This window comes from Gemmatimonas sp. (assembly GCF_044345575.1).
Taxonomy (GTDB): domain Bacteria; phylum Gemmatimonadota; class Gemmatimonadetes; order Gemmatimonadales; family Gemmatimonadaceae; genus Gemmatimonas.
This window is the reverse complement of record NZ_JBIJAW010000041.1, coordinates 1-17,265: the sequence shown is the minus strand read 5'-3', so window position 1 is coordinate 17,265 and position 17,265 is coordinate 1. Positions and strand designations below refer to the sequence as shown.

Here is a 17,265-nt window from a genome sequence, read left to right as displayed (position 1 = left end):
CGGGCCACCTTGCGTACGCCGTCCCGGAGGAGGTCACCGGGCTGGATGTAGCCGAACCCCGGATCGGGCCGCGACGGCACGATCCCAACGGTCACGAGCGCGCGCTCGTCGAGTGCCACCTGCGCCGCCCGGTCGAGCGTGGCGCGGAACGTCGGCACGTCACCGATGGCCCAGTCCGCGTGGGTGCACACCATCACGGCCTCTCGGCCGTCACGCTCGGCGATCAGCTTGGCGGCCCACGCGAGCGCGGCACAGGTGCCGGCTGGACGCGGCTCGGCGATCACGTTTTCCGGGGGGAGCGATGGGTCGAGCTGCAGCACGGCACTCCGCAGCGACGCGTTGGTAAGCACCATCGTGCGCTCGGGCGGAGCGGAGGGCCGCAGCCGTTCGATGGTATCGCAGAGCATCGGCGCGTCCGTGATGAGCGGCAGGAGCTGCTTGGGGCGCTCCGGCGTCGACAACGGCCAGAATCGCGAGCCGACGCCACCGGCCAACACGACGTTCCAGCGAATCATGAGATCACCTGAAGGCAACGGCCACTGTTGTGCGCAAGCATCAGCATTGGGAAGGATCCGCGGACAGCGCGGCGGCCGGCGCGGTGTACGCCTGCACGCGCGACAACAGCCGGCGCGGACTGAACGGTTTGGTCATGATCTCGGACACCCCGAGCGCTTCCGCCTCGCGCAACTGCGCATCCTGACCGGCAGCGGTGAGTACAATACAGGGCAGGGTGGCCCATCGCACGTCGGCACGCATCACGCGTAACACGTCGATCCCTGACATGCCGGGCATCATGAGATCGAGCAGAACGAGCGCAATGGACGGATGCTGATGCAGTATGGCGAGCGCCTCCTGCCCCTGCTCGGCAAGGTACACGATAAAGCCATCCTGCTCGAGCCGCGTACGGATGATGCGGCCGATATGGGGCTCATCATCGACGATCAACACCGATACGCCCACAGATGGGGGGGCGGTCACGATCCCGTCAACCGGTCAGACCAGCGCCGACAGCTGCGTACGGTAGCGTCGCAGATCGTAGAGTAGGCCGGCCAAATTCGCTGTCGGCTGGAGGAGCACGAGCAGATAGACATCGTGCGAGAGCGCTGACACCACCGCGCTCCCGGCGTCGTACTCCAGCACCAGCAGACCGAAATCTCCCCGCTGTGCAGCAAGCCCCAGATCAGCGGCCGCCAGCGCCATCGGCGGGACGAACGCCGCTACGCTTTCCGGATCGAGAGGAGTGGCCGAGCTGCCGTCGATGAGGAGGCCGTCACGGCCGAGGACGACCGCGGCATCGACACCGTCCCGGCGCCGCAGCGCACTGACCAGATCACGAATGGTGGGCATGGCGGAACGCTGGCGGCCCCACGGGGTGAAGTCAAGCGACAGGAACGTGTCCGAACCGCTTGCCCGGACACGAGTTGGGCGGTAACCTCCGCATCGTGTCGGACACCGGCCAATTGGCCGGATCACCTCTGGAATCGTCATGAGCTTCACCCCGAACGCTCGTCGCCTCGGCGCGCCCCGCATTGCTCGGCGCGCCCTCTCGTTTTGTGCCGCTCTGCTCTTCGCCGGTGGGTCGGCGGCGTGCAGCGACGAAAATCCGTTCCTGTCGCCGGCCACACGCGAAAACGTGGTCCGTACGTTCAGCGTGTGGACGCTCACCGGATCAAATCCGTCGTTGCCGGCCGCCATGCTGTTCACCAACCTCACCCCCGAACGCCCGCAGGTGCTGTCGAACGGCTCCGTGAACTTCGAGGTGGCGTTCGACCTCACGGGCGATGGCAAGGTGCGAGTCATTCCGGCCCGGGCGCTCGTCCCGCAGTCGCCGGCCGGCGCACCCATCGTCGGCTTGCTGCGCTCCAACAGCGCCTTCAGTGCACTCACCCGGGCTCCCGAGCGTGGCTACACCGACGACTCCACGATGGTCGTTGGCGTGAACGAGCTCGTGCTGGTGCGGCTCGCGAGCGCCGGCTGCATCTACGGCGAGCCGTACTATGCGAAGGTCGCGGTCGACAGCATCATCGCGAGTGAGCGCCGGATCGTGCTGCGCACGCTGGTCAATCGCAACTGCGGCTATCGCGCGCTGACCGAAGGCCTTCCTACTACCTGATTTTTCTCAACTGGTATGCACGATATTCGTCTGCTGCGGGACCAGCTCGATCATCTTCGAGACGGCATGCGGCGTCGCGGCAAGCTCGAGGAGTTCGCGCCGCTGCTCGATCGCGCCGAGTCGCTCGAGAAGGAGCGCCGCGCGGCCATCACGGAGCTCGAAGCCCAGCAGGCGCGTCGCAACAAGGTGACCCAGGAGGTCGCCCAGAAGCGGAAGGCCGGGGAAGACGCGACCGGACTCATTGCCGAAAGTCGTGTAATCGGCGAGGCCATCGGCGCGCTCGAGCAGCGGCGCAACGATGCCGAAGCGGCGGTGCAGGCGATGCTGTACGAACTCCCCAACATCACGCTGCCCGAAGTGCCCGAGGGCGATGAGTCCAACAACACCGTCGTGAAGTCGTGGGGCACGCCTCGCGAGGACGCCGCGTCGGTGATGCCGCACTGGGAGAAGGGCGCGGCGCTCGGCATGCTCGACCTCCCGCGCGGTGCCAAGATCACGGGATCCGGCTTCATCGTGTACCGCGGAGCCGGTGCCAAGTTGGTGCGTGCCCTCATGAACATGATGCTCGACCTGCACACCGAGCAGCATGGGTATGAGGAGGCGTGGGTCCCACTCGTGGTGAACCGGGCCAGCATGACCGGCACGGGGCAGCTGCCCAAGTTCGAGGACGACATGTACGCCGTGCCCGATGAGGATCTCTTTCTCATCCCCACGGCGGAGGTGCCGGTCACCAACCTGTACCGCGACGAAATTCTCGAGCTCGCGGACCTCCCCAAGGGCTTGTGCGGCTACAGCGCCTGCTTCCGTCGCGAAGCGGGGTCTGCGGGCAAGGATACCCGCGGGCTGCTGCGCGTACACCAGTTCGACAAGGTCGAACTGGTGCGGTACGCGACGCCGGAGAACTCGCGTGAGCAGCTGGAGATGCTCACCCGCCACGCGGAGACGGTGCTGGAGCTGCTCGAGTTGCCCTACCGTCGGCTGTTGCTTGCCGCCGGCGATACCGGGTTCTCGAGCGCGATGACCTACGACCTTGAGGTGTTCGCGCCGGCCGTCGGCAAGTGGCTCGAGGTCTCGAGTTGCAGCGTGTTCACCGACTTCCAGGCGCGTCGGGCAAATATCCGGTACCGGCCGGCTGCGGGGGAAAAGCCGCGCTTCGTGCACACGCTCAACGGGTCTGCGCTGGCGTTTTCTCGCATCATCGCCTGCTTGCTCGAGCATCACCAGCAGGCTGACGGCTCGGTGCGCATCCCCGAGGCGTTGCGACCCTATTTCGGACGGGCGGAGTTGCGCTGACGCGCAGCACTCCGCCAGTTCGTCCTCACGCGACACCACTCCCTGTCATGCGCCGTCGCCGTTGGCCGGTCGTCGCCATGGTGCTCGGGGTCATCGGGCTGCTCGTGTGGTACGTGGCGTACACCCAGCACGTGGTCACGCAACTCCGCGGCGCGGCGGCCGGGCAGGGGCGCATGTATGCCCGCATTTACGAAGCGCTGCAGGACACCAGTCTCAACGCTGACCCCACCATCGCCCTGCTCGATCTCTCCACGCAGATCAAAGAGTCGGGGCTGCCGCTCGTACTGACCGACAAGAACGGCCGTGTTTCCGCCACCGCCAATCTGCCGCCGGACATCGAGCCGTCGGATAGTGTGCGGTTCTGGCGCTATCTCATGGAGCTCGACCGGCAGAATCCGCCCATCGTGCAGCCCGCCGTCGGTGCTGTGCACTTCGGCGATAGCGCCATTGTCAGCGGGCTGCGATTCATTCCCGTCCTGCAGGCGTTGGGTATCACCCTGCTCGTCGGTTTCGGCATCTACGCCCTGGTTGAGCGCGGGCGCGCCGAACGGGAGAAAGTGTGGGCCGGCATGGCGCGGGAGGCCGCTCATCAGCTGGGCACTCCTTTGTCGGCGCTCACCGGGTGGATCGAACTGCTCGCCGACACCGTCACTGGGGCCACCGCGACGCGGGCCGTCGACGCCATGGCGCAGGATGTCCAGCGGCTCGAGCGGGTATCACATCGTTTCGAGCGCATTGGCCGCCCTCCGCGCGACGAGAAGGTGGACGCCACGGCGCTCGTGCGGCGACTCGCTGACTACTTCGCGGCACGCGCCCCCACACTGGCGCGCACGGTCACCATCCGCAGTGAACATCCGGGTGCGCCGGTCATGGTGCATGGCGACCAGGTACTCCTCGAATGGGTGCTCGAGGTGCTCATCAAGAACGCCATGGACGCGCTCGGCGGCCGCAATGGCGAAGTGGTGGTGTCGGTCACCCCGAGCCCTGAGGGCGGTGCCCGCATCCGCGTGCAGGACGACGGCCCCGGCGTTCCCCGCAAGCTGCGCAAGCGCATCTTCGATGCCGGTTTCACCACCAAAGATCGGGGATGGGGGATCGGCCTGTCGCTGGCGCGCCGCATCGTCGAGGAAAACCACAATGGCCGGTTGGTCTTGGCCGAGACCGACCGTGGAGCAGCCTTCGACGTTATCTTGCACGGATGACATCGACGGGCTGGTCAGGTTCTCTTTTCGACGCGGTGCCGGCAGCACCCGCGCTCGATCTCGATTCGCTCACGCGCGGCCTCAACCCGGGCCAACGCGAATCGGTATTTCATGATGAAGGGCCGGCGCTCGTGCTGGCCGGTGCGGGATCCGGCAAGACGCGGGTGCTGACGACGCGGATCGCGCGTCTGATCGGCGCGCGCAATGTGGCGCCACACGAAATCCTCGCCGTCACGTTTACCAACAAGGCGGCCGGCGAGATGCGCGAGCGCATCGCCAAGTTCCTCGGGCACGAGCCCAAGGGCATGTGGTGCGGTACCTTCCACTCGCTGGGGGCCCGCATGCTGCGTGGTGTGGCTCCGTTGGTGGGCCGCGAGCAAAACTTCACCATCTACGACGAAGACGACACCCTCGGTGCCGTCAAGCGCGTGATGGAGAAGCGCAAGTTGAGCCCCACGCAGTTCGCGCCGAAAGCCATCATCTCGGCGATCTCCAGCGCCAAGAATGCACTCGTGTCGCCGTCCGAGTATGCGCGCACCGCACGCGACACGTTCACTACCGCCGTGGCCGGCGTGTACAGCGACCTCGAGGTGGCGCTCCAGCAGGCCAATGCAGTCACGTTCGACGACCTCCTCGTGCTGCCGGTGCGGGCCCTCGAAACCGATCAGCAGCTGCGTGACCACTACCAGCGGCGGTTCCGCTACGTACTGGTGGACGAGTATCAGGACACCAACGCGGCCCAGTACCGGTTCGTGCAACTCATCGGCGGGCTCCATCGCAACGTCATGGTGGTCGGCGACGACGATCAGTCGATCTACGGGTGGCGTGGGGCCGATATTCGCAACATCCTCGATTTCGAACGTGACTTCCCGGGCGCCCGCATCGTGCGCCTCGAAGAGAACTATCGCTCCACGCCTAATGTGTTGGCGTTGGCCAATACCGTCATCGCGGAAAACACCGAACGTCGCGGCAAGACGCTGCGCGCGACGCGGCCTGCCGGCGAGCCCGTGACGCTTATCGAGTGTCTCGATGAGCGGGACGAAGCCGACTTCATCGCCGAGACCATCCTCACGCGCATGGCGAAGAGCGATCTGGCGCGTCGAGACTGCGCCGTACTCTATCGCACCAACGCGCAGTCCCGCGCCGTCGAAGACGCGTTCCGCCGGCGCAATATCCCGTATCGCCTCATCGGCGCCGTGCGCTTCTACGATCGGCGGGAAATCCGCGATCTCATGGCGTATCTCAAGCTCATCGCCAACCCCGCCGACAACGAGGCCTTCCTGCGGGCGGTCAATGTGCCCAAGCGCGGCCTCGGTGACGCGACGATCGCGCTCCTGGCCGAAAAGGCGGCGCTCGAGGCCAAGCCCCTCCTCGAGATCGCTACGCGCCCGGACGTGGCCGCCACGCTACGCCCAGCGGCCCGCACAGCGCTCGCGGATTTTGTGGGACTGGTGCAGCGGTTGCGCACTGCCGCCGTCGATGCGGCGGTCGATGAGTTGCTCCGCGACCTCGCGAATACCATCCGGTACGCGGACCATTTGCGCGCTGAGGGGCCCGAAGGCATCGAACGTATCGAGAACGTGCGCGAACTCATTGCGGGTGCCGCCGAAGTGGTGGCTGATGAGGGAGGCGAGGTGGGTCTCACGCCGCTCGATCACTTCCTGCAGTCGTCCACGCTGGTGGCGGGCGTCGACAAGCTCGATCCGAGCGCCGATGCCGTCGTATGCATGACCATGCACAACGCCAAGGGCCTCGAGTTTCCACTGGTCTTCGTGTGTGGCCTCGAGGATGGCCTGTTCCCACTGGCCCGCGCCGCCGAGGAACCCGCCCAGCTGGAAGAAGAGCGGCGTCTGTTCTACGTCGGCATCACGCGCGCCGAGGAGAAACTCTATCTCACCTGCGCGGAACAGCGGCGTCGGAACGGGGAGATGATGTTCTCCATGCCGTCGCGCTTCCTCAAGGTCATTACGCCTTCACTCGCCGAGCGTGGCAAGACGGCCCGGGCGCGCGCCGAAGGGCGGGCGGGAAGTCTCGGGATGGGGAGCGGCTATGGGTCGGCACGCAACAGCGACGATTCGTGGGGACGCAGCAGTTTCGGCCGTACCGACGGGACGGGCGCCTCGGCGCCGCGACGTCCCGCGGGACCCTACGGTTCCAATGCGTATGCGCAGCGCCCGGTCAATGTCCCGTATGCCACGCGGCCTGCCGCCGGCTTCAGCACGCCGAATCGTCGGGATGTGTCGCAGCCGGAAGACGAGTCGCAGGACATGCCGGCGTTTCGTCCGGGCGAACGTGTGAAGCATGCGAAGTTCGGTTCCGGTACCATCGCCGAACTCACGGGCAGTGGACGGGACGCGAAGGTCCGAATCGACTTCGATGACGAGGAAATCGGTCGCAAGACCCTCGTGCTTGCACAGGCCAAACTCGAAAAGGGGTGGGACTGATGTCGGTAACGCCGAACGACGTTCGTCACGTGGCGCGGCTCGCGCGCGTAGGACTCACCGAGGCGCGCATTCCGTCGCTCGTGAACGAGTTGAACGGCATCCTCGCGCACATGGACGTGCTACAGCAGGTCGATATTCGCGGCGTGGCAGAGGCGGCGGCGGAGGTTTCGGCGCCCCTGCGCGATGACGCGCTGCCGTCAGACACGCTGCAGCGCGCGCGTGAGACGTTCGCCCCGGCATCGCGCGATGGATTCTTCCTGGTACCGCGACTCGCCACGCACGGCGCGCTGGGGGCCAGCGCCTCGGAGGAGGCATGAGCGATCCCGTGTGGCTCGACCGCTTGCGAGCGCACACCGTCGACGAGGCGTGGCGCACCTACGACGCGGTGCAGGCGGGCCCGGAGGGACTCAATGCATTCCTCTCGGTCGATAGGAGCGCGCGCGGAGCCGAAACGGGCCGGCTCGCCGGTATCCCGGTCGCCGTAAAGGACAACCTCGCCACGCTCGGATTGCCCACCACCTGCGCGTCGCGGGTGCTCGCCGGTTACGTGAGCCCATTCGAGGCCACAGCCGTGCGCCGGCTGCGCGAGGCGGGTGCGGCGGTGATCGGCAAGACCAACATGGACGAATTCGCCATGGGGTCGTCAAATGAAAACAGCGCGTTCGGCCCGGTGCGCAACCCGCTCGATCGCGAGCGCGTGCCGGGGGGAAGCTCGGGTGGTTCTGCCGCCGCCGTGGCATCCGGTGTGGTACGCATCGCCCTCGGCTCCGAAACGGGTGGTTCCGTGAGACAGCCGGCGGCGTTCTGTGGCATCGTCGGCATCAAGCCTACCTACGGGCGCGTCAGTCGGTATGGACTGGTGGCCTACGCCTCGTCGCTCGACAACGTGGGCGTGTTCGGCGCATCCGTCGCGGAAGCGGCACTCGGACTCGAAATCATCGCGGGACACGACCGCTTCGATGCCACCAGCGCCGCGGTGGCGGTTCCCGATCTCACGGCAGCGATGAGCGCCGTGAACGAGGGGCGCCCATTGGCCGGGCTCGTGATCGGACGTCCGGTCGAATACTTCCCTGCCACCCTCGATGCCCGCATTGCGGCACACTGTGAGCGGGCGCTGCAGCAATTGCGCGAACTCGGTGCCGAGGTGCGCGACGTGTCGCTGCCCAGTACCGACCTTGCGATCCCCGTGTACTACATCATCGCGCCGGCCGAGGCGTCGAGTAATCTCGCGCGATACGATGGCGTGCGATTCGGGGTGCGCGCGGCGGCCGACGATCTGGGCGCGATGTACGAGCGCACGCGCTCCGGAGGTTTCGGGGACGAAGTCACGCGACGTATTCTGCTTGGCACCTATGTGCTGAGCGCCGGCTACTACGACGCGTACTACCGGCGCGCGCAGGCGGTGCGCACGCTCATCGCCCAGGAGTTCGCGCAGGTGTTCGCGTCGGGTGTGCACGTGCTGTTTACGCCAACGGCACCCACCACCGCGTTCCGGTTGGGTGAAGTGTCAGATCCGTACGAGATGTATCTCAGCGACATCTTCACCGTCACCGCGAACCTCGCGGGGGTGCCGGCCATGTCGCAGCCCATCGGGACCGTCGACGGCCTGCCGGTGGGTGGACAGCTCATGGCCCCCCATTTCGGAGAGGCCACGATGCTGCGTGTGGCGGCCGCGCTCGAACACGCCCAGCGCGCAGAGAGGATGTCATGACCACGGAGACCATCACGCACGGATGGGAGTTGGTCATTGGGCTCGAGGTGCACTGCCAGCTCAAGACCCGCAGCAAGATCTTCTGCGGCTGCGCCACCTCCTTTGGCGACGCGCCCAACGCCAATACGTGTCCGGTCTGCCTCGGACTGCCGGGGGCGCTGCCGGTGCTCAATGCCCATGCCGTCGAGCTTGCCACACGTGCCTCGCTCGCGCTGGGCTGCACGGTGCACGACACGTCGATCTTCGCCCGCAAGAATTACTTCTATCCGGATCTGCCCAAGGGCTACCAGATCTCGCAATTCGACCGCCCGCTGGCCACGGCCGGCGCTATCGCGGTCGGTGTGCAGCCGGACGGGACGCCGCGCGTGATTCGTGTGCATCGCGTGCACATGGAAGAAGATGCCGGCAAGTCCGTACACGATCGGTTCGCCGACATGTCGGCCATCGATCTCAATCGCGCCGGAACGCCCCTCGTGGAAATCGTGTCGGAGCCGGACATTCGCAGCGCTGCCGAGGCGGGCGCCTACGCGCGTCGCATGAAGCAGATGCTCGAGTACGCCGACGTGTCCGACGCGAACATGGAGGAAGGCTCACTTCGCGTGGACGTGAACATTTCGATCCGTCGTCACGGCGACGCGGCGCTCGGTACCAAGACCGAGATCAAGAATCTCAACTCGTTCTCCGCTATTGAGCGTGCCGTGGAGATCGAGTTCGTGCGGCAGTGTCGTGTGCTCACCGAGGGCGGCGTCGTGGAGCAGCAGACCATGCTCTACGATGACAAGCGCAACGAGGTGCGTCCCGCGCGGAGCAAGGAAGGCAGTCATGATTACCGGTACTTTCCCGATCCCGACTTGCCGCCGCTCCGCCTGTCTGCATCGTTCGTCGCGCAGCAGGCAGAGGCGCTCCCCGAACTGCCGCCGGCGCGTCGCTCCCGGTTGTTGGTCCAGTACGGCCTCCCCGAGAATGATGTCGAACAGCTGCTGGCCACGCGTGAGCTGGCCGATCGCTTCGAGGCGGTGGCGTCAGCATCGGGGGATGCGAAGCGGGCCGCCAATTGGATGCTCGGGCCCCTGCTCGCATCGGTGAACGCGTCGGGGCTCGCACTGAGCGCGCATCCGGTGTCGGTCGCTCGCTTGGCCGCGCTCATCAGACTCGAGGTCGCGGGTGAGGTGTCCAACACGGCGGCGCGCCAGTTGTTCACCATGCTCGAGCAGCAGGATGGCGAGCCACTCGAGCTCGCGCGAGCGGCGGGGCTGCTGCAGGTGCGCGACGATGGCGCCCTGGTGGGATGGATCGATGAGGTGCTCGCGGAGAATCCGGCGGAAGCGGCCCGCTTCCTCGGTGGCGAGCAGAAGCTGCAGGGCGTGCTGGTTGGCCTGGTGATGAAAAAGTCCAAGGGATCGGCCGACCCCAAGAAGGTCAATCAGCTGCTGGCCGCTCGCGCGGGATGAACAGCGGGACCGACAACTCCGCGGCGTGACGCAGCGGAGTGGTTGGCATCCCGAACATGCGATCGGCCTCGAGAGCCGCCCGCATGTCACCACCTTCACGCTTCGCCTGGCGTCGCACTTTCTTCGCCTCGCGGAGCCGCCGGTCACCCGACGGATCGTACGCGAATGGTTCGCTCGTGTCCCAGTGCGTGAACAGATCCACGATGTAGTCGAACGCCCGTGCCATGTATCGGCCGACATCGCCGTCGCTCAGGTCCCAGCGGCTGTTCTCCGAAACCAGCTGGAAGATGCGCTGCCACGATTCCGTGTCGGTGACGTACACCATGCCGCGGAAGATCCGCCGATTGGTCGGGGTTCCAAAGAGCGTCGGGCTGAGAATGCGATCGAGATGCTGATCGGCCGCGGCGTGGTCGAGGCGTAACAGCTCTCTGGCCCGACGGGGCCACGCATCGCCGATATGGGTGTCGATGCGACTCTCCCAGTAGCTGTGCCCCAGCGCACTCGTGCTCGACGTCACGGCGAGCTGCCGCGGCACGAAGAAATTGTGGGCGACCACATCGGCCGCGAGGTGCGCGAGATACCCGAGGGCAAAGCTGCGCAGGGCGGGCGAGTCTGCCTCGTCGTGGATCTCCAGCCCCACATGCCACGAATGACAGTGGCGCCCCACCTCCGCGTACTTCTTCGCGATGCTCGTGTCCGCTGCGATCGAGCCGTACAGGAAGTCGGCCGGATGAGCGGCGAGCAGGTCGGCGATCGTGTGGGGAATCAGCGTGAGATTACGGAGCAGGGCATCACCCAGAAACACGTGCGTGCCCGGCGTCCACGCCCACGCCTCGCTCGGCGTGAGCAGCAGGACCATCATGGCGGCGAGCACGCACGCCCCCCACGGCACCACGGTGCGCCCGCTCACGAGTCCGGGTCGTGCTCCGGATGGTCGTGCCGCGGCTGGGCGTCATCGCGCGCTCGCTCTTCACTGCGACGACGCTTCTTGCGCCGGCGGCGCGGCAGATGGGACAGCAGCTCCCGCGCCCCGAGGCGAACCCCCCGGACCGCCGTGATCGCGGTGATCGCGGCGTCCTCCAGTTCATCCTGCACCACATCGAGCACCGCGTTTACTTCGTCGATGCGCTGAGCGGTCACGTCGACGGCCTCGTGGATCGTGTCGCCCATGGCGGCGGCCGCACCGCTGACGCTGCCCACATCGCGCTTCACCGTCGCCACCATTTCGCGGGCATCTTCCACCATGGCCCGCGCACTCGACAGCATGGGGCGCGTGTCGGTCGTCAAGCGGTCGAGCGTGGCGTTGAGCTTCCGCACACCGTCTCGCATAGCGGCAAGCAGGAGGATCAGGCTCGCAAGCGCGCCGACGGCCAGCAGGAGGACCAGAATCTCGAGCACCCCACCGGTCCACTCGAGCACCCCCCGGTCGGGGATCGTACGCGCGATGATCGTGTCCGGCAGAGTGACCGACTGCAGGAGGGGCCACGAAACGACGCGAGGGAGGACATCGATGATGACCATACGTCTGATCTAAAGGCTCACGAGGCTCGTGTCCATGCCGATAGGTGACTAAGCTTGAAGCACACGGTCCCTCGTTTTCCGCGTCTCGCCCCGTTTCCATGTCAGCGGTTCAATACATCGTCGAAGGCGGTCAGCGCCTGCAGGGCTCCATTCGCCCCGCGGGCAACAAGAATGCCGCGCTGCCCATCGTGGCCGCGGCGCTCATTACGGACCAGCCGGTGCAATTGCACAACGTGCCGCGCATCCGGGACATCGAGACGCTGGTCGAGCTCATTCGTACCACCGGGGCTGATTGCGAGTGGAATGGGGAGAACTCCCTGCGCATTCATGCGCAGGACGTCCGTGCGGCGGATCTCGATCCAGCCATGTGCGCGCGCATCCGGGCCTCCATTCTGCTGGCCGCGCCATTGCTCGCCCGCTGCGGCACCGTGACGCTGTCACCGCCGGGCGGTGATGTCATCGGCCGTCGGCGCCTTGACACGCACTTCCATGTGCTGCAGGCGCTCGGGGCCACGTATGAGCTCGGTGCACGCTTTCGCTTCGATACGGCCGGTCTGGTGGGTGCCGATGTGTTTCTTGATGAGCCTAGCGTGACCGCCACCGAGAACGCGCTCGTGGCGGCCGTGGCGGCCAAGGGACGCACCGTCCTGCGCAATGCGGCCAGCGAACCGCACGTGCAGGACCTCGCCCGCTTCCTCGTCGCGCTCGGCGCGCGCATCGAGGGGATCGGATCGAACGTGTACACCATCGAAGGCGGGCTCCCCCTCGGCGGGGCGACGCATGAGATCGGGCCCGATCACATCGAGGTCGGCTCGTTCATCGGGTTGGCGGCGGTGACCCGCTCCACGATCCGCATCGAGCGGGCTGGCGTCGAGCACCTGCGCAGCACCTTGCTTGGCTTCGAGAAGCTGGGGATCACCTGCCAAATCGATGGCGACGATCTCATCGTGCCCGCCGAGCAGTCCCGTCGCATGCAAACCGACCTCGGGGGACATGTCGCCAAGCTCGAAGATCAGCCGTGGCCGGCGTTTCCCGCTGACACCATGTCCATCGCCATCGTCGCGGCCACACAGTGCGAGGGGATGATTCTCTTCCACGAGAAGATGTTCGAGTCGCGCTTGTACTTCACCGACAAGCTCGTCGGCATGGGGGCCCGCATCGTGCTCTGTGATCCCCATCGGGCGATCGTCTCCGGTCCCACGCAATTGCGGGGCGGCACCGTCGAGTCGCCCGACATTCGTGCCGGTATGGCCATGCTGCTGGCGGCACTCTGCGCCGACGGCACGAGCGTGATCAACAATGCGCAGCAGATCGAACGGGGGTACGAGCGGATCGAACAGCGTTTGGGCACGCTCGGTGCGCGCATCCAGCGCGTGGTGCTCAGCGCGCACTGATGGCGCCGACGCTGCTGCAGTTGGCGGAGTCCGTGCCCGGCCTCCCCGTGGGGGTGCGGGGATGGATGACCACCCGCGCGATGGGATCATTCGGGTTCGGGTCCTCCGAGCCGGTCGCCGCGGTGTTCGACCGCTGGAATCACCTCCAGGCCGACCTGGCCGAGTACGGTATCGAGCGGTTGGTCTGCGCCCATCAGGTGCACGGGGCCGACGTCGTCACCCACACCGGTGGCTGGCGCGGCTGGCTCCGGGGGATGGGCGTCGACGGACACGTGACGGCCACCCCGGGAACGGCTCTTTCGGTCACGGTCGCGGACTGTACGCCGGTGCTCGTCTGGCACCCGCGCGGCGGGATCGCCGCCCTCCACGCCGGGTGGCGTGGGACGGCGGCCCGCATCCTCGACGCCGGCGTGTCCGCGCTCGAGGCCCTGGGGTTTCCCGCCGAGGAATGCAACGTGTGGCTCGGGCCGGCCATCTGCGGCGCCTGCTATGAGGTCGGTCCCGAGGTACTGTCCGCGGTGCACGGCACCTGCTTCGACGGGAAGGGGTATGTCGACGTGCGTGCCGTGCTCGCCGAGCAGGCACGCGCCCGCCGCGTGGCGCGGGTGACGACCGCTGACGGGTGCTCGCGCTGCCACCGCGAGCGGTATTTCTCCCATCGGGCGGGGGATGCCGGGCGGATGCTCGGTATTGTGGCGCTGGAGGGATGAGTCGGCTGGCACGGATCGGGCAAACGTGGTTAGGTCATCTTGACCCGGCCCTCCCCGGTCCCTAGGTTGACAGTCTGAGACGTAACCTCTTCGTGACCTCGCCCGCCCCGCGCGGGTGGAAGAAGTGTGGGGATGGCCCCCACACTTTTTTGTTCTCTGGGGGGTGCGTGTTCTTCATTTGTGGCGGTGCCTAGTCGGGAGATGGTGGCCCGAGGTGGTGCCGGCGGTTAGGCGTTTCGCGGTCGAACGGAGGGCAGCAGGTGAGCGAGTCCATCGAACCCATTGTCGCACAGGAGCTTGACGGCCTGGGCTTCGAGTTGGTCGAGCTTCGGCGGGGCGGCTCGCGGGCGCGCCCGGTGCTGGAAATCCGTATCGATCGCCGGGACGGCGAGAAAGTGACGATCGACGATTGTGCGCGGGCATCGCGGGCGCTCGAAGCCCGGCTCGAGGCAGACGCGTTGGTCGCCGAGCAGTACGTGTTGGAAGTGTCGTCGCCGGGAGCCGACCGGCCGTTGCGCACCGCTGCCGATTGGCGACGGTTCGTGGGGCGTCGGGCCACCGTGACGAGTGGGCTGTTGGCAGGTGGGAAGCAGGAAGTCGAGATCCTCGCGCTCGAGGGCGAGGCAGGCGCCGAGGTCGCGTCGGTGCGTGATCCGAAGGGGCGGGAAGTGCAGGTGCCGCTCCGCGAGGTCACGCAGGCGCGACTGGCGTTTCACTGGAAACGATAGGGGAGACGGATGGCCGGATCGGCGGAAATTCTCACAGCGTTACGTGAGCTGTCGAACCTGAAGCAGATCACGCGCGAAGAGCTCCACGGGCTTCTCCAGGACGGCATCCTTGCCGCACTGGCCAAGAAGCACGGGACGAACGTGCAGGCCGAAATCGAAATCGATGAAGCCAAGGGCGACATTCGCATCGTGCTGCTCAAGACGGTCGTGGATGAGGTCACCGACGAGTCGCGTGAAGTGACCGTCGAGGAAGCGCGCTTCATGGATCCGGAATTCCAGGTCGGCGACGTCATGGAAATCCCGGTCGACTTCATGGAGTTTGGCCGCACGGCGGTGCAGGCAGCCAAGCAGCGCATCATCCAGCGCGTTCGGGAAGGAGAGCGTAGCCGCATCCGTGACGAGTTCGCGGGGCGCGTGGGGGATCTCCTCTCGGGTGAAGTGCAGCAGATCGAGCGCGGCAAGCTCGTGGTCATGCTCAATAAGTTCCGTGAGGCGGAAGCCATCATTCCGTATCGCGAACAGAACCATCGCGAGCATTACCACCAGGGCGAGCCGGTGCGCGCGGTGCTCAAGCGGGTCGAGGATACCCCCAAGGGACCGCGACTCATTCTGAGCCGGGCCGATGCGCTGTTCGTGCAGGCGCTCTTCAAGCTCGAGGTGCCCGAAATCCAGCAGGGGATCGTGGAGATCAAGGCCGCTGCCCGCGAAGTGGGTAGCCGGACCAAGATCGCCGTGACCTCCCGTGATGAAGCGGTCGATCCGGTTGGCGCGTGTGTCGGCCTCAAGGGGGCGCGTGTACAAGCGGTGGTCAACGAGCTGGGCGGCGAGCGTATCGACATCGTGCCGTGGTCGCCAGATCCTGAACGCTTCGCGAAGCTCGCGCTGGCTCCGGCCCGTGTGGCGCGCGTGTTCAGTGATGCGATTTCGCGTACCATTCAGGCGGTCGTCGACGAGGACCAGCTTTCGCTGGCCATCGGGCGGAACGGTCAGAACGTCCGTCTCGCGTCCGAGCTCACCGGGTGGAAGATCGATCTCTATTCGAGCCGTGAGTGGATGGAGAAGGGTGGCGATTCGCCGCTCTTCGCGCCGCTCCCCGGTGAGGACGCGGAGGCCGATGTGCCGCTCAACGAGATCGACGGACTCGAGACGGCTACGGTCGCGGTGCTCGCCGAGGCCGGCTACCGTACGCTCAATGACATCCTCGATCTTGATCGGGATGACCTGTTGCGGCTCCCCGGCATTGCGCCGGAAGAAGCCGATCGCATCATGGCCATTATCGACGAGCTGACGACCGAGGATGACGAGGGTGGTCGCGGCGCGTGAGTGACGAGGGGCGCGTGACACCGGCGCTCGACGAGGCCGTGCGCCGCAAGGTGCTCGGCTTGGTAGGGCTCGGGGCGCGTGGCCGGCTCGTGGTGATTGGTACGGAACAGGTGCGGATCGCCGCGCAGAAAGGGAAATTGGTACTGGTGCTCGTGGCGCAGGATGTCTCGCGCCACTCGCTCGAGAAGGTCGTGCCGGTCCTTCGGGCTCGGCGCGTGGAGATGGTGGAGTGGCCGAGTGCGGCCGAGTTGGGCGGCGCGGTGGGGCGGGAGACCACGGCGGCGATCGGGATCGTAGATCAGGCGCTGGCGCGCGGTATCCGTGGCGCCGTGGCCGGGGCAGCCCCGGCGGGCGACGCGACGCGCGTTTCGCGGTAGGAGGACGGGTTTGAGCAAGCTTCGTGTGCATGACATGGCGGGTGAGTTCGGCATCTCGGCTGACGAGGTGATCGCGCTGCTGCGCCAGATGGACGTGCCGGTTCGCAGCCATTTGTCGCTGCTGACCGACGATCAGGTTTCACGCATTCGCGCCCGATGGGAGCGCGAGAAGCGGGTGCGCCAGGAGAAGGCGCAGCCCGCGCCGGCGGCTGCCCCACGGCGTCGCCGGACGACGGCGGCCGAAGCACCGGCCGCGCCCGAGCCTGAGACGACGGTCGCGCCCGCGCCGGCTGTGCGGCGTCGCCGCGCCGCCGACGTGGCCGATCATCACGACCATGCCGATGTGGATCACGCGCCGGTCGCCCCCGAAGCGGAACCCGCGCCGGTGGCCGAGCGGGCCCCGGAACCGGTCGTTGCCGCGCCCGTGGCGGAACCGGCGGCATCGCCCGCGCCCGTGCCCAGCGTCCCCGAGCCGGTGGTCACGCGGACGCCCGAAGCAGCGGCGCCGGCGCCAGCGCCGATCGTGACGCCTGCTGTCGTGTCGCCGCCGGCGGCGACACCCGCGGCGGCGCCGGCTCCCGTGGCGGCAGCGCCCGTGGTAGCAGCGCCCGTGGCGGCAGCACCCGTAGTGGCAGCGCCCGTAGCGGCTGCGCCGGCCCCGGAATCGCCCAGTGCGCCTCCGGCCGCTCCCGCAGCGCCCGCCCCGGCCCCGTCGCCCACGGCATCGCTCCCGCCCGATCGCCCGCGTCCCCGTCCGGTCGTGCCGGGCGCTCCGCGTCCCCGTCCGGTCGCCAGTGCCGCGCCCAACTTCGGGTCGGCCCGCCCCATCGCGTCCGCGGCCCCCGGCGGCGGCCTCTCGCAGGGCCAGCGCCGTGATGACCGGCGCCCCGGCGCCGGCGGGCCCCCGCAGCATGGCGGCGGCCAGCACGGCGGTGGTCAGCAGGGCGGCGGCCAGCAGGGTGGCGGACAGTATGGCAGCGGCCAGTCGGGCATGCCGC

Annotated in this window: 18 protein-coding genes; 13 read left to right on the top strand and 5 right to left on the bottom strand. The window is 67.2% G+C overall.

Annotated elements, in window-relative coordinates; all coding sequences use genetic code 11:
- The 3 genes from ACIQ6O_RS04480 to ACIQ6O_RS04470 form a co-directional block, all read right to left on the bottom strand.
- Positions 1-515: sugar phosphate nucleotidyltransferase (locus ACIQ6O_RS04480; RefSeq protein ID WP_396206588.1), on the bottom strand; the 515-nt coding region annotated here is incomplete at its 3' end.
- A 40-nt stretch (positions 516-555) separates the two neighbouring features.
- Positions 556-948: a PleD family two-component system response regulator gene (locus ACIQ6O_RS04475; protein ID WP_396206587.1), complete on the bottom strand. Its 393-nt coding sequence runs from the start codon at positions 946-948 to the stop codon at positions 556-558.
- Positions 949-993: 45 nt separating this feature from the next.
- A complete protein-coding gene (locus tag ACIQ6O_RS04470; protein WP_396206586.1) occupies positions 994-1,347 on the bottom strand; it encodes a roadblock/LC7 domain-containing protein in 354 nt (117 codons plus the stop codon).
- 139 nt (positions 1,348-1,486) lie between these two features.
- Here ACIQ6O_RS04470 and ACIQ6O_RS04465 point away from each other — a divergent pair, with 139 nt between their 5' ends.
- The 7 genes from ACIQ6O_RS04465 to gatB are packed head-to-tail and all read left to right on the top strand — an operon-like array spanning position 1,487 to position 10,214.
- A complete protein-coding gene (locus ACIQ6O_RS04465; protein ID WP_396206585.1) occupies positions 1,487-2,113 on the top strand; it encodes a hypothetical protein in 627 nt (208 codons plus the stop codon).
- 15 nt (positions 2,114-2,128) lie between these two features.
- Positions 2,129-3,406, top strand: coding sequence for a serine--tRNA ligase (serS, locus tag ACIQ6O_RS04460; protein ID WP_396206584.1), 1,278 nt, complete (start codon positions 2,129-2,131; stop codon positions 3,404-3,406).
- Positions 3,407-3,453: 47 nt separating this feature from the next.
- Positions 3,454-4,608, top strand: coding sequence for a sensor histidine kinase (locus ACIQ6O_RS04455; protein ID WP_396206583.1), 1,155 nt, complete (start codon positions 3,454-3,456; stop codon positions 4,606-4,608).
- Positions 4,605-7,052, top strand: coding sequence for an ATP-dependent helicase (locus ACIQ6O_RS04450; RefSeq protein ID WP_396206582.1), 2,448 nt, complete (start codon positions 4,605-4,607; stop codon positions 7,050-7,052). The genes ACIQ6O_RS04455 and ACIQ6O_RS04450 overlap by 4 nt, the downstream gene beginning before the upstream one ends.
- Positions 7,052-7,369, top strand: coding sequence for an Asp-tRNA(Asn)/Glu-tRNA(Gln) amidotransferase subunit GatC (gene gatC, locus ACIQ6O_RS04445; protein ID WP_396206581.1), 318 nt, complete (start codon positions 7,052-7,054; stop codon positions 7,367-7,369). Before ACIQ6O_RS04450 ends, gatC begins: the two co-directional genes overlap by 1 nt.
- Positions 7,366-8,763 (top strand): Asp-tRNA(Asn)/Glu-tRNA(Gln) amidotransferase subunit GatA, encoded by a 1,398-nt coding sequence (gene gatA / locus ACIQ6O_RS04440; RefSeq protein WP_396206580.1) that lies wholly within the window; start codon positions 7,366-7,368, stop codon positions 8,761-8,763. The genes gatC and gatA overlap by 4 nt, the downstream gene beginning before the upstream one ends.
- Complete coding sequence (gene gatB / locus ACIQ6O_RS04435; protein WP_396206579.1) at positions 8,760-10,214, top strand: Asp-tRNA(Asn)/Glu-tRNA(Gln) amidotransferase subunit GatB; 1,455 nt, start codon at positions 8,760-8,762, stop codon at positions 10,212-10,214. Before gatA ends, gatB begins: the two co-directional genes overlap by 4 nt.
- Here the strand turns inward: gatB and ACIQ6O_RS04430 are convergent.
- The gene (locus tag ACIQ6O_RS04430; protein ID WP_396206578.1) at positions 10,183-11,124 is read right to left on the bottom strand and encodes a zinc dependent phospholipase C family protein; all 942 of its coding nucleotides are present in this window, start codon (positions 11,122-11,124) and stop codon (positions 10,183-10,185) included. The genes gatB and ACIQ6O_RS04430 overlap by 32 nt on opposite strands.
- Positions 11,121-11,735 carry a hypothetical protein gene (locus ACIQ6O_RS04425; RefSeq protein ID WP_396206577.1) on the bottom strand — a complete coding sequence of 205 codons (615 nt, stop codon included), beginning with the start codon at positions 11,733-11,735 and terminating at the stop codon, positions 11,121-11,123. The genes ACIQ6O_RS04430 and ACIQ6O_RS04425 overlap by 4 nt, the downstream gene beginning before the upstream one ends.
- A gap of 98 nt (positions 11,736-11,833) precedes the next feature.
- On the opposite strand from ACIQ6O_RS04425, the gene murA reads away from it, so the two are divergent.
- The 6 genes from murA to ACIQ6O_RS04395 all read left to right on the top strand — a co-directional run.
- On the top strand, positions 11,834-13,129 hold the full coding sequence (murA, locus tag ACIQ6O_RS04420; protein ID WP_396206576.1) for a UDP-N-acetylglucosamine 1-carboxyvinyltransferase: 1,296 nt from the start codon (positions 11,834-11,836) through the stop codon (positions 13,127-13,129).
- Complete coding sequence (locus ACIQ6O_RS04415) at positions 13,129-13,839, top strand: polyphenol oxidase family protein (protein ID WP_396206575.1); 711 nt, start codon at positions 13,129-13,131, stop codon at positions 13,837-13,839. The genes murA and ACIQ6O_RS04415 overlap by 1 nt, the downstream gene beginning before the upstream one ends.
- Positions 13,840-14,099: 260 nt before the next feature.
- A complete protein-coding gene (rimP, locus tag ACIQ6O_RS04410) occupies positions 14,100-14,567 on the top strand; it encodes a ribosome maturation factor RimP (protein WP_396206574.1) in 468 nt (155 codons plus the stop codon).
- 9 nt (positions 14,568-14,576) lie between these two features.
- Positions 14,577-15,890: a transcription termination factor NusA gene (gene nusA, locus ACIQ6O_RS04405; RefSeq protein ID WP_396206573.1), complete on the top strand. Its 1,314-nt coding sequence runs from the start codon at positions 14,577-14,579 to the stop codon at positions 15,888-15,890.
- Positions 15,887-16,267 carry a L7Ae/L30e/S12e/Gadd45 family ribosomal protein gene (locus ACIQ6O_RS04400; RefSeq protein WP_396206572.1) on the top strand — a complete coding sequence of 127 codons (381 nt, stop codon included), beginning with the start codon at positions 15,887-15,889 and terminating at the stop codon, positions 16,265-16,267. The genes nusA and ACIQ6O_RS04400 overlap by 4 nt, the downstream gene beginning before the upstream one ends.
- Before the next feature lie 10 nt (positions 16,268-16,277).
- Positions 16,278-17,265: translation initiation factor IF-2 N-terminal domain-containing protein (locus tag ACIQ6O_RS04395; protein WP_396206571.1), on the top strand; the 988-nt coding region annotated here is incomplete at its 3' end.

Excerpts from the sequence above, each read along its gene's own strand:
- ACIQ6O_RS04415 (WP_396206575.1), top strand. The coding sequence starts at position 13,129 with ATGGCGCCGACGCTGCTGCAGTTGGCGGAGTCCGTGCCCGGCCTCCCC.
- murA (WP_396206576.1), top strand. The coding sequence starts at position 11,834 with ATGTCAGCGGTTCAATACATCGTCGAAGGCGGTCAGCGCCTGCAGGGC.
- gatC (WP_396206581.1), top strand. The coding sequence starts at position 7,052 with ATGTCGGTAACGCCGAACGACGTTCGTCACGTGGCGCGGCTCGCGCGC.
- serS (WP_396206584.1), top strand. The coding sequence starts at position 2,129 with ATGCACGATATTCGTCTGCTGCGGGACCAGCTCGATCATCTTCGAGAC.
- ACIQ6O_RS04455 (WP_396206583.1), top strand. The coding sequence starts at position 3,454 with ATGCGCCGTCGCCGTTGGCCGGTCGTCGCCATGGTGCTCGGGGTCATC.
- ACIQ6O_RS04450 (WP_396206582.1), top strand. The coding sequence starts at position 4,605 with ATGACATCGACGGGCTGGTCAGGTTCTCTTTTCGACGCGGTGCCGGCA.
- ACIQ6O_RS04465 (WP_396206585.1), top strand. The coding sequence starts at position 1,487 with ATGAGCTTCACCCCGAACGCTCGTCGCCTCGGCGCGCCCCGCATTGCT.
- ACIQ6O_RS04425 (WP_396206577.1), bottom strand. The coding sequence starts at position 11,735 with ATGGTCATCATCGATGTCCTCCCTCGCGTCGTTTCGTGGCCCCTCCTG.
- ACIQ6O_RS04470 (WP_396206586.1), bottom strand. The coding sequence starts at position 1,347 with ATGCCCACCATTCGTGATCTGGTCAGTGCGCTGCGGCGCCGGGACGGT.
- nusA (WP_396206573.1), top strand. The coding sequence starts at position 14,577 with ATGGCCGGATCGGCGGAAATTCTCACAGCGTTACGTGAGCTGTCGAAC.
- gatB (WP_396206579.1), top strand. The coding sequence starts at position 8,760 with ATGACCACGGAGACCATCACGCACGGATGGGAGTTGGTCATTGGGCTC.
- gatA (WP_396206580.1), top strand. The coding sequence starts at position 7,366 with ATGAGCGATCCCGTGTGGCTCGACCGCTTGCGAGCGCACACCGTCGAC.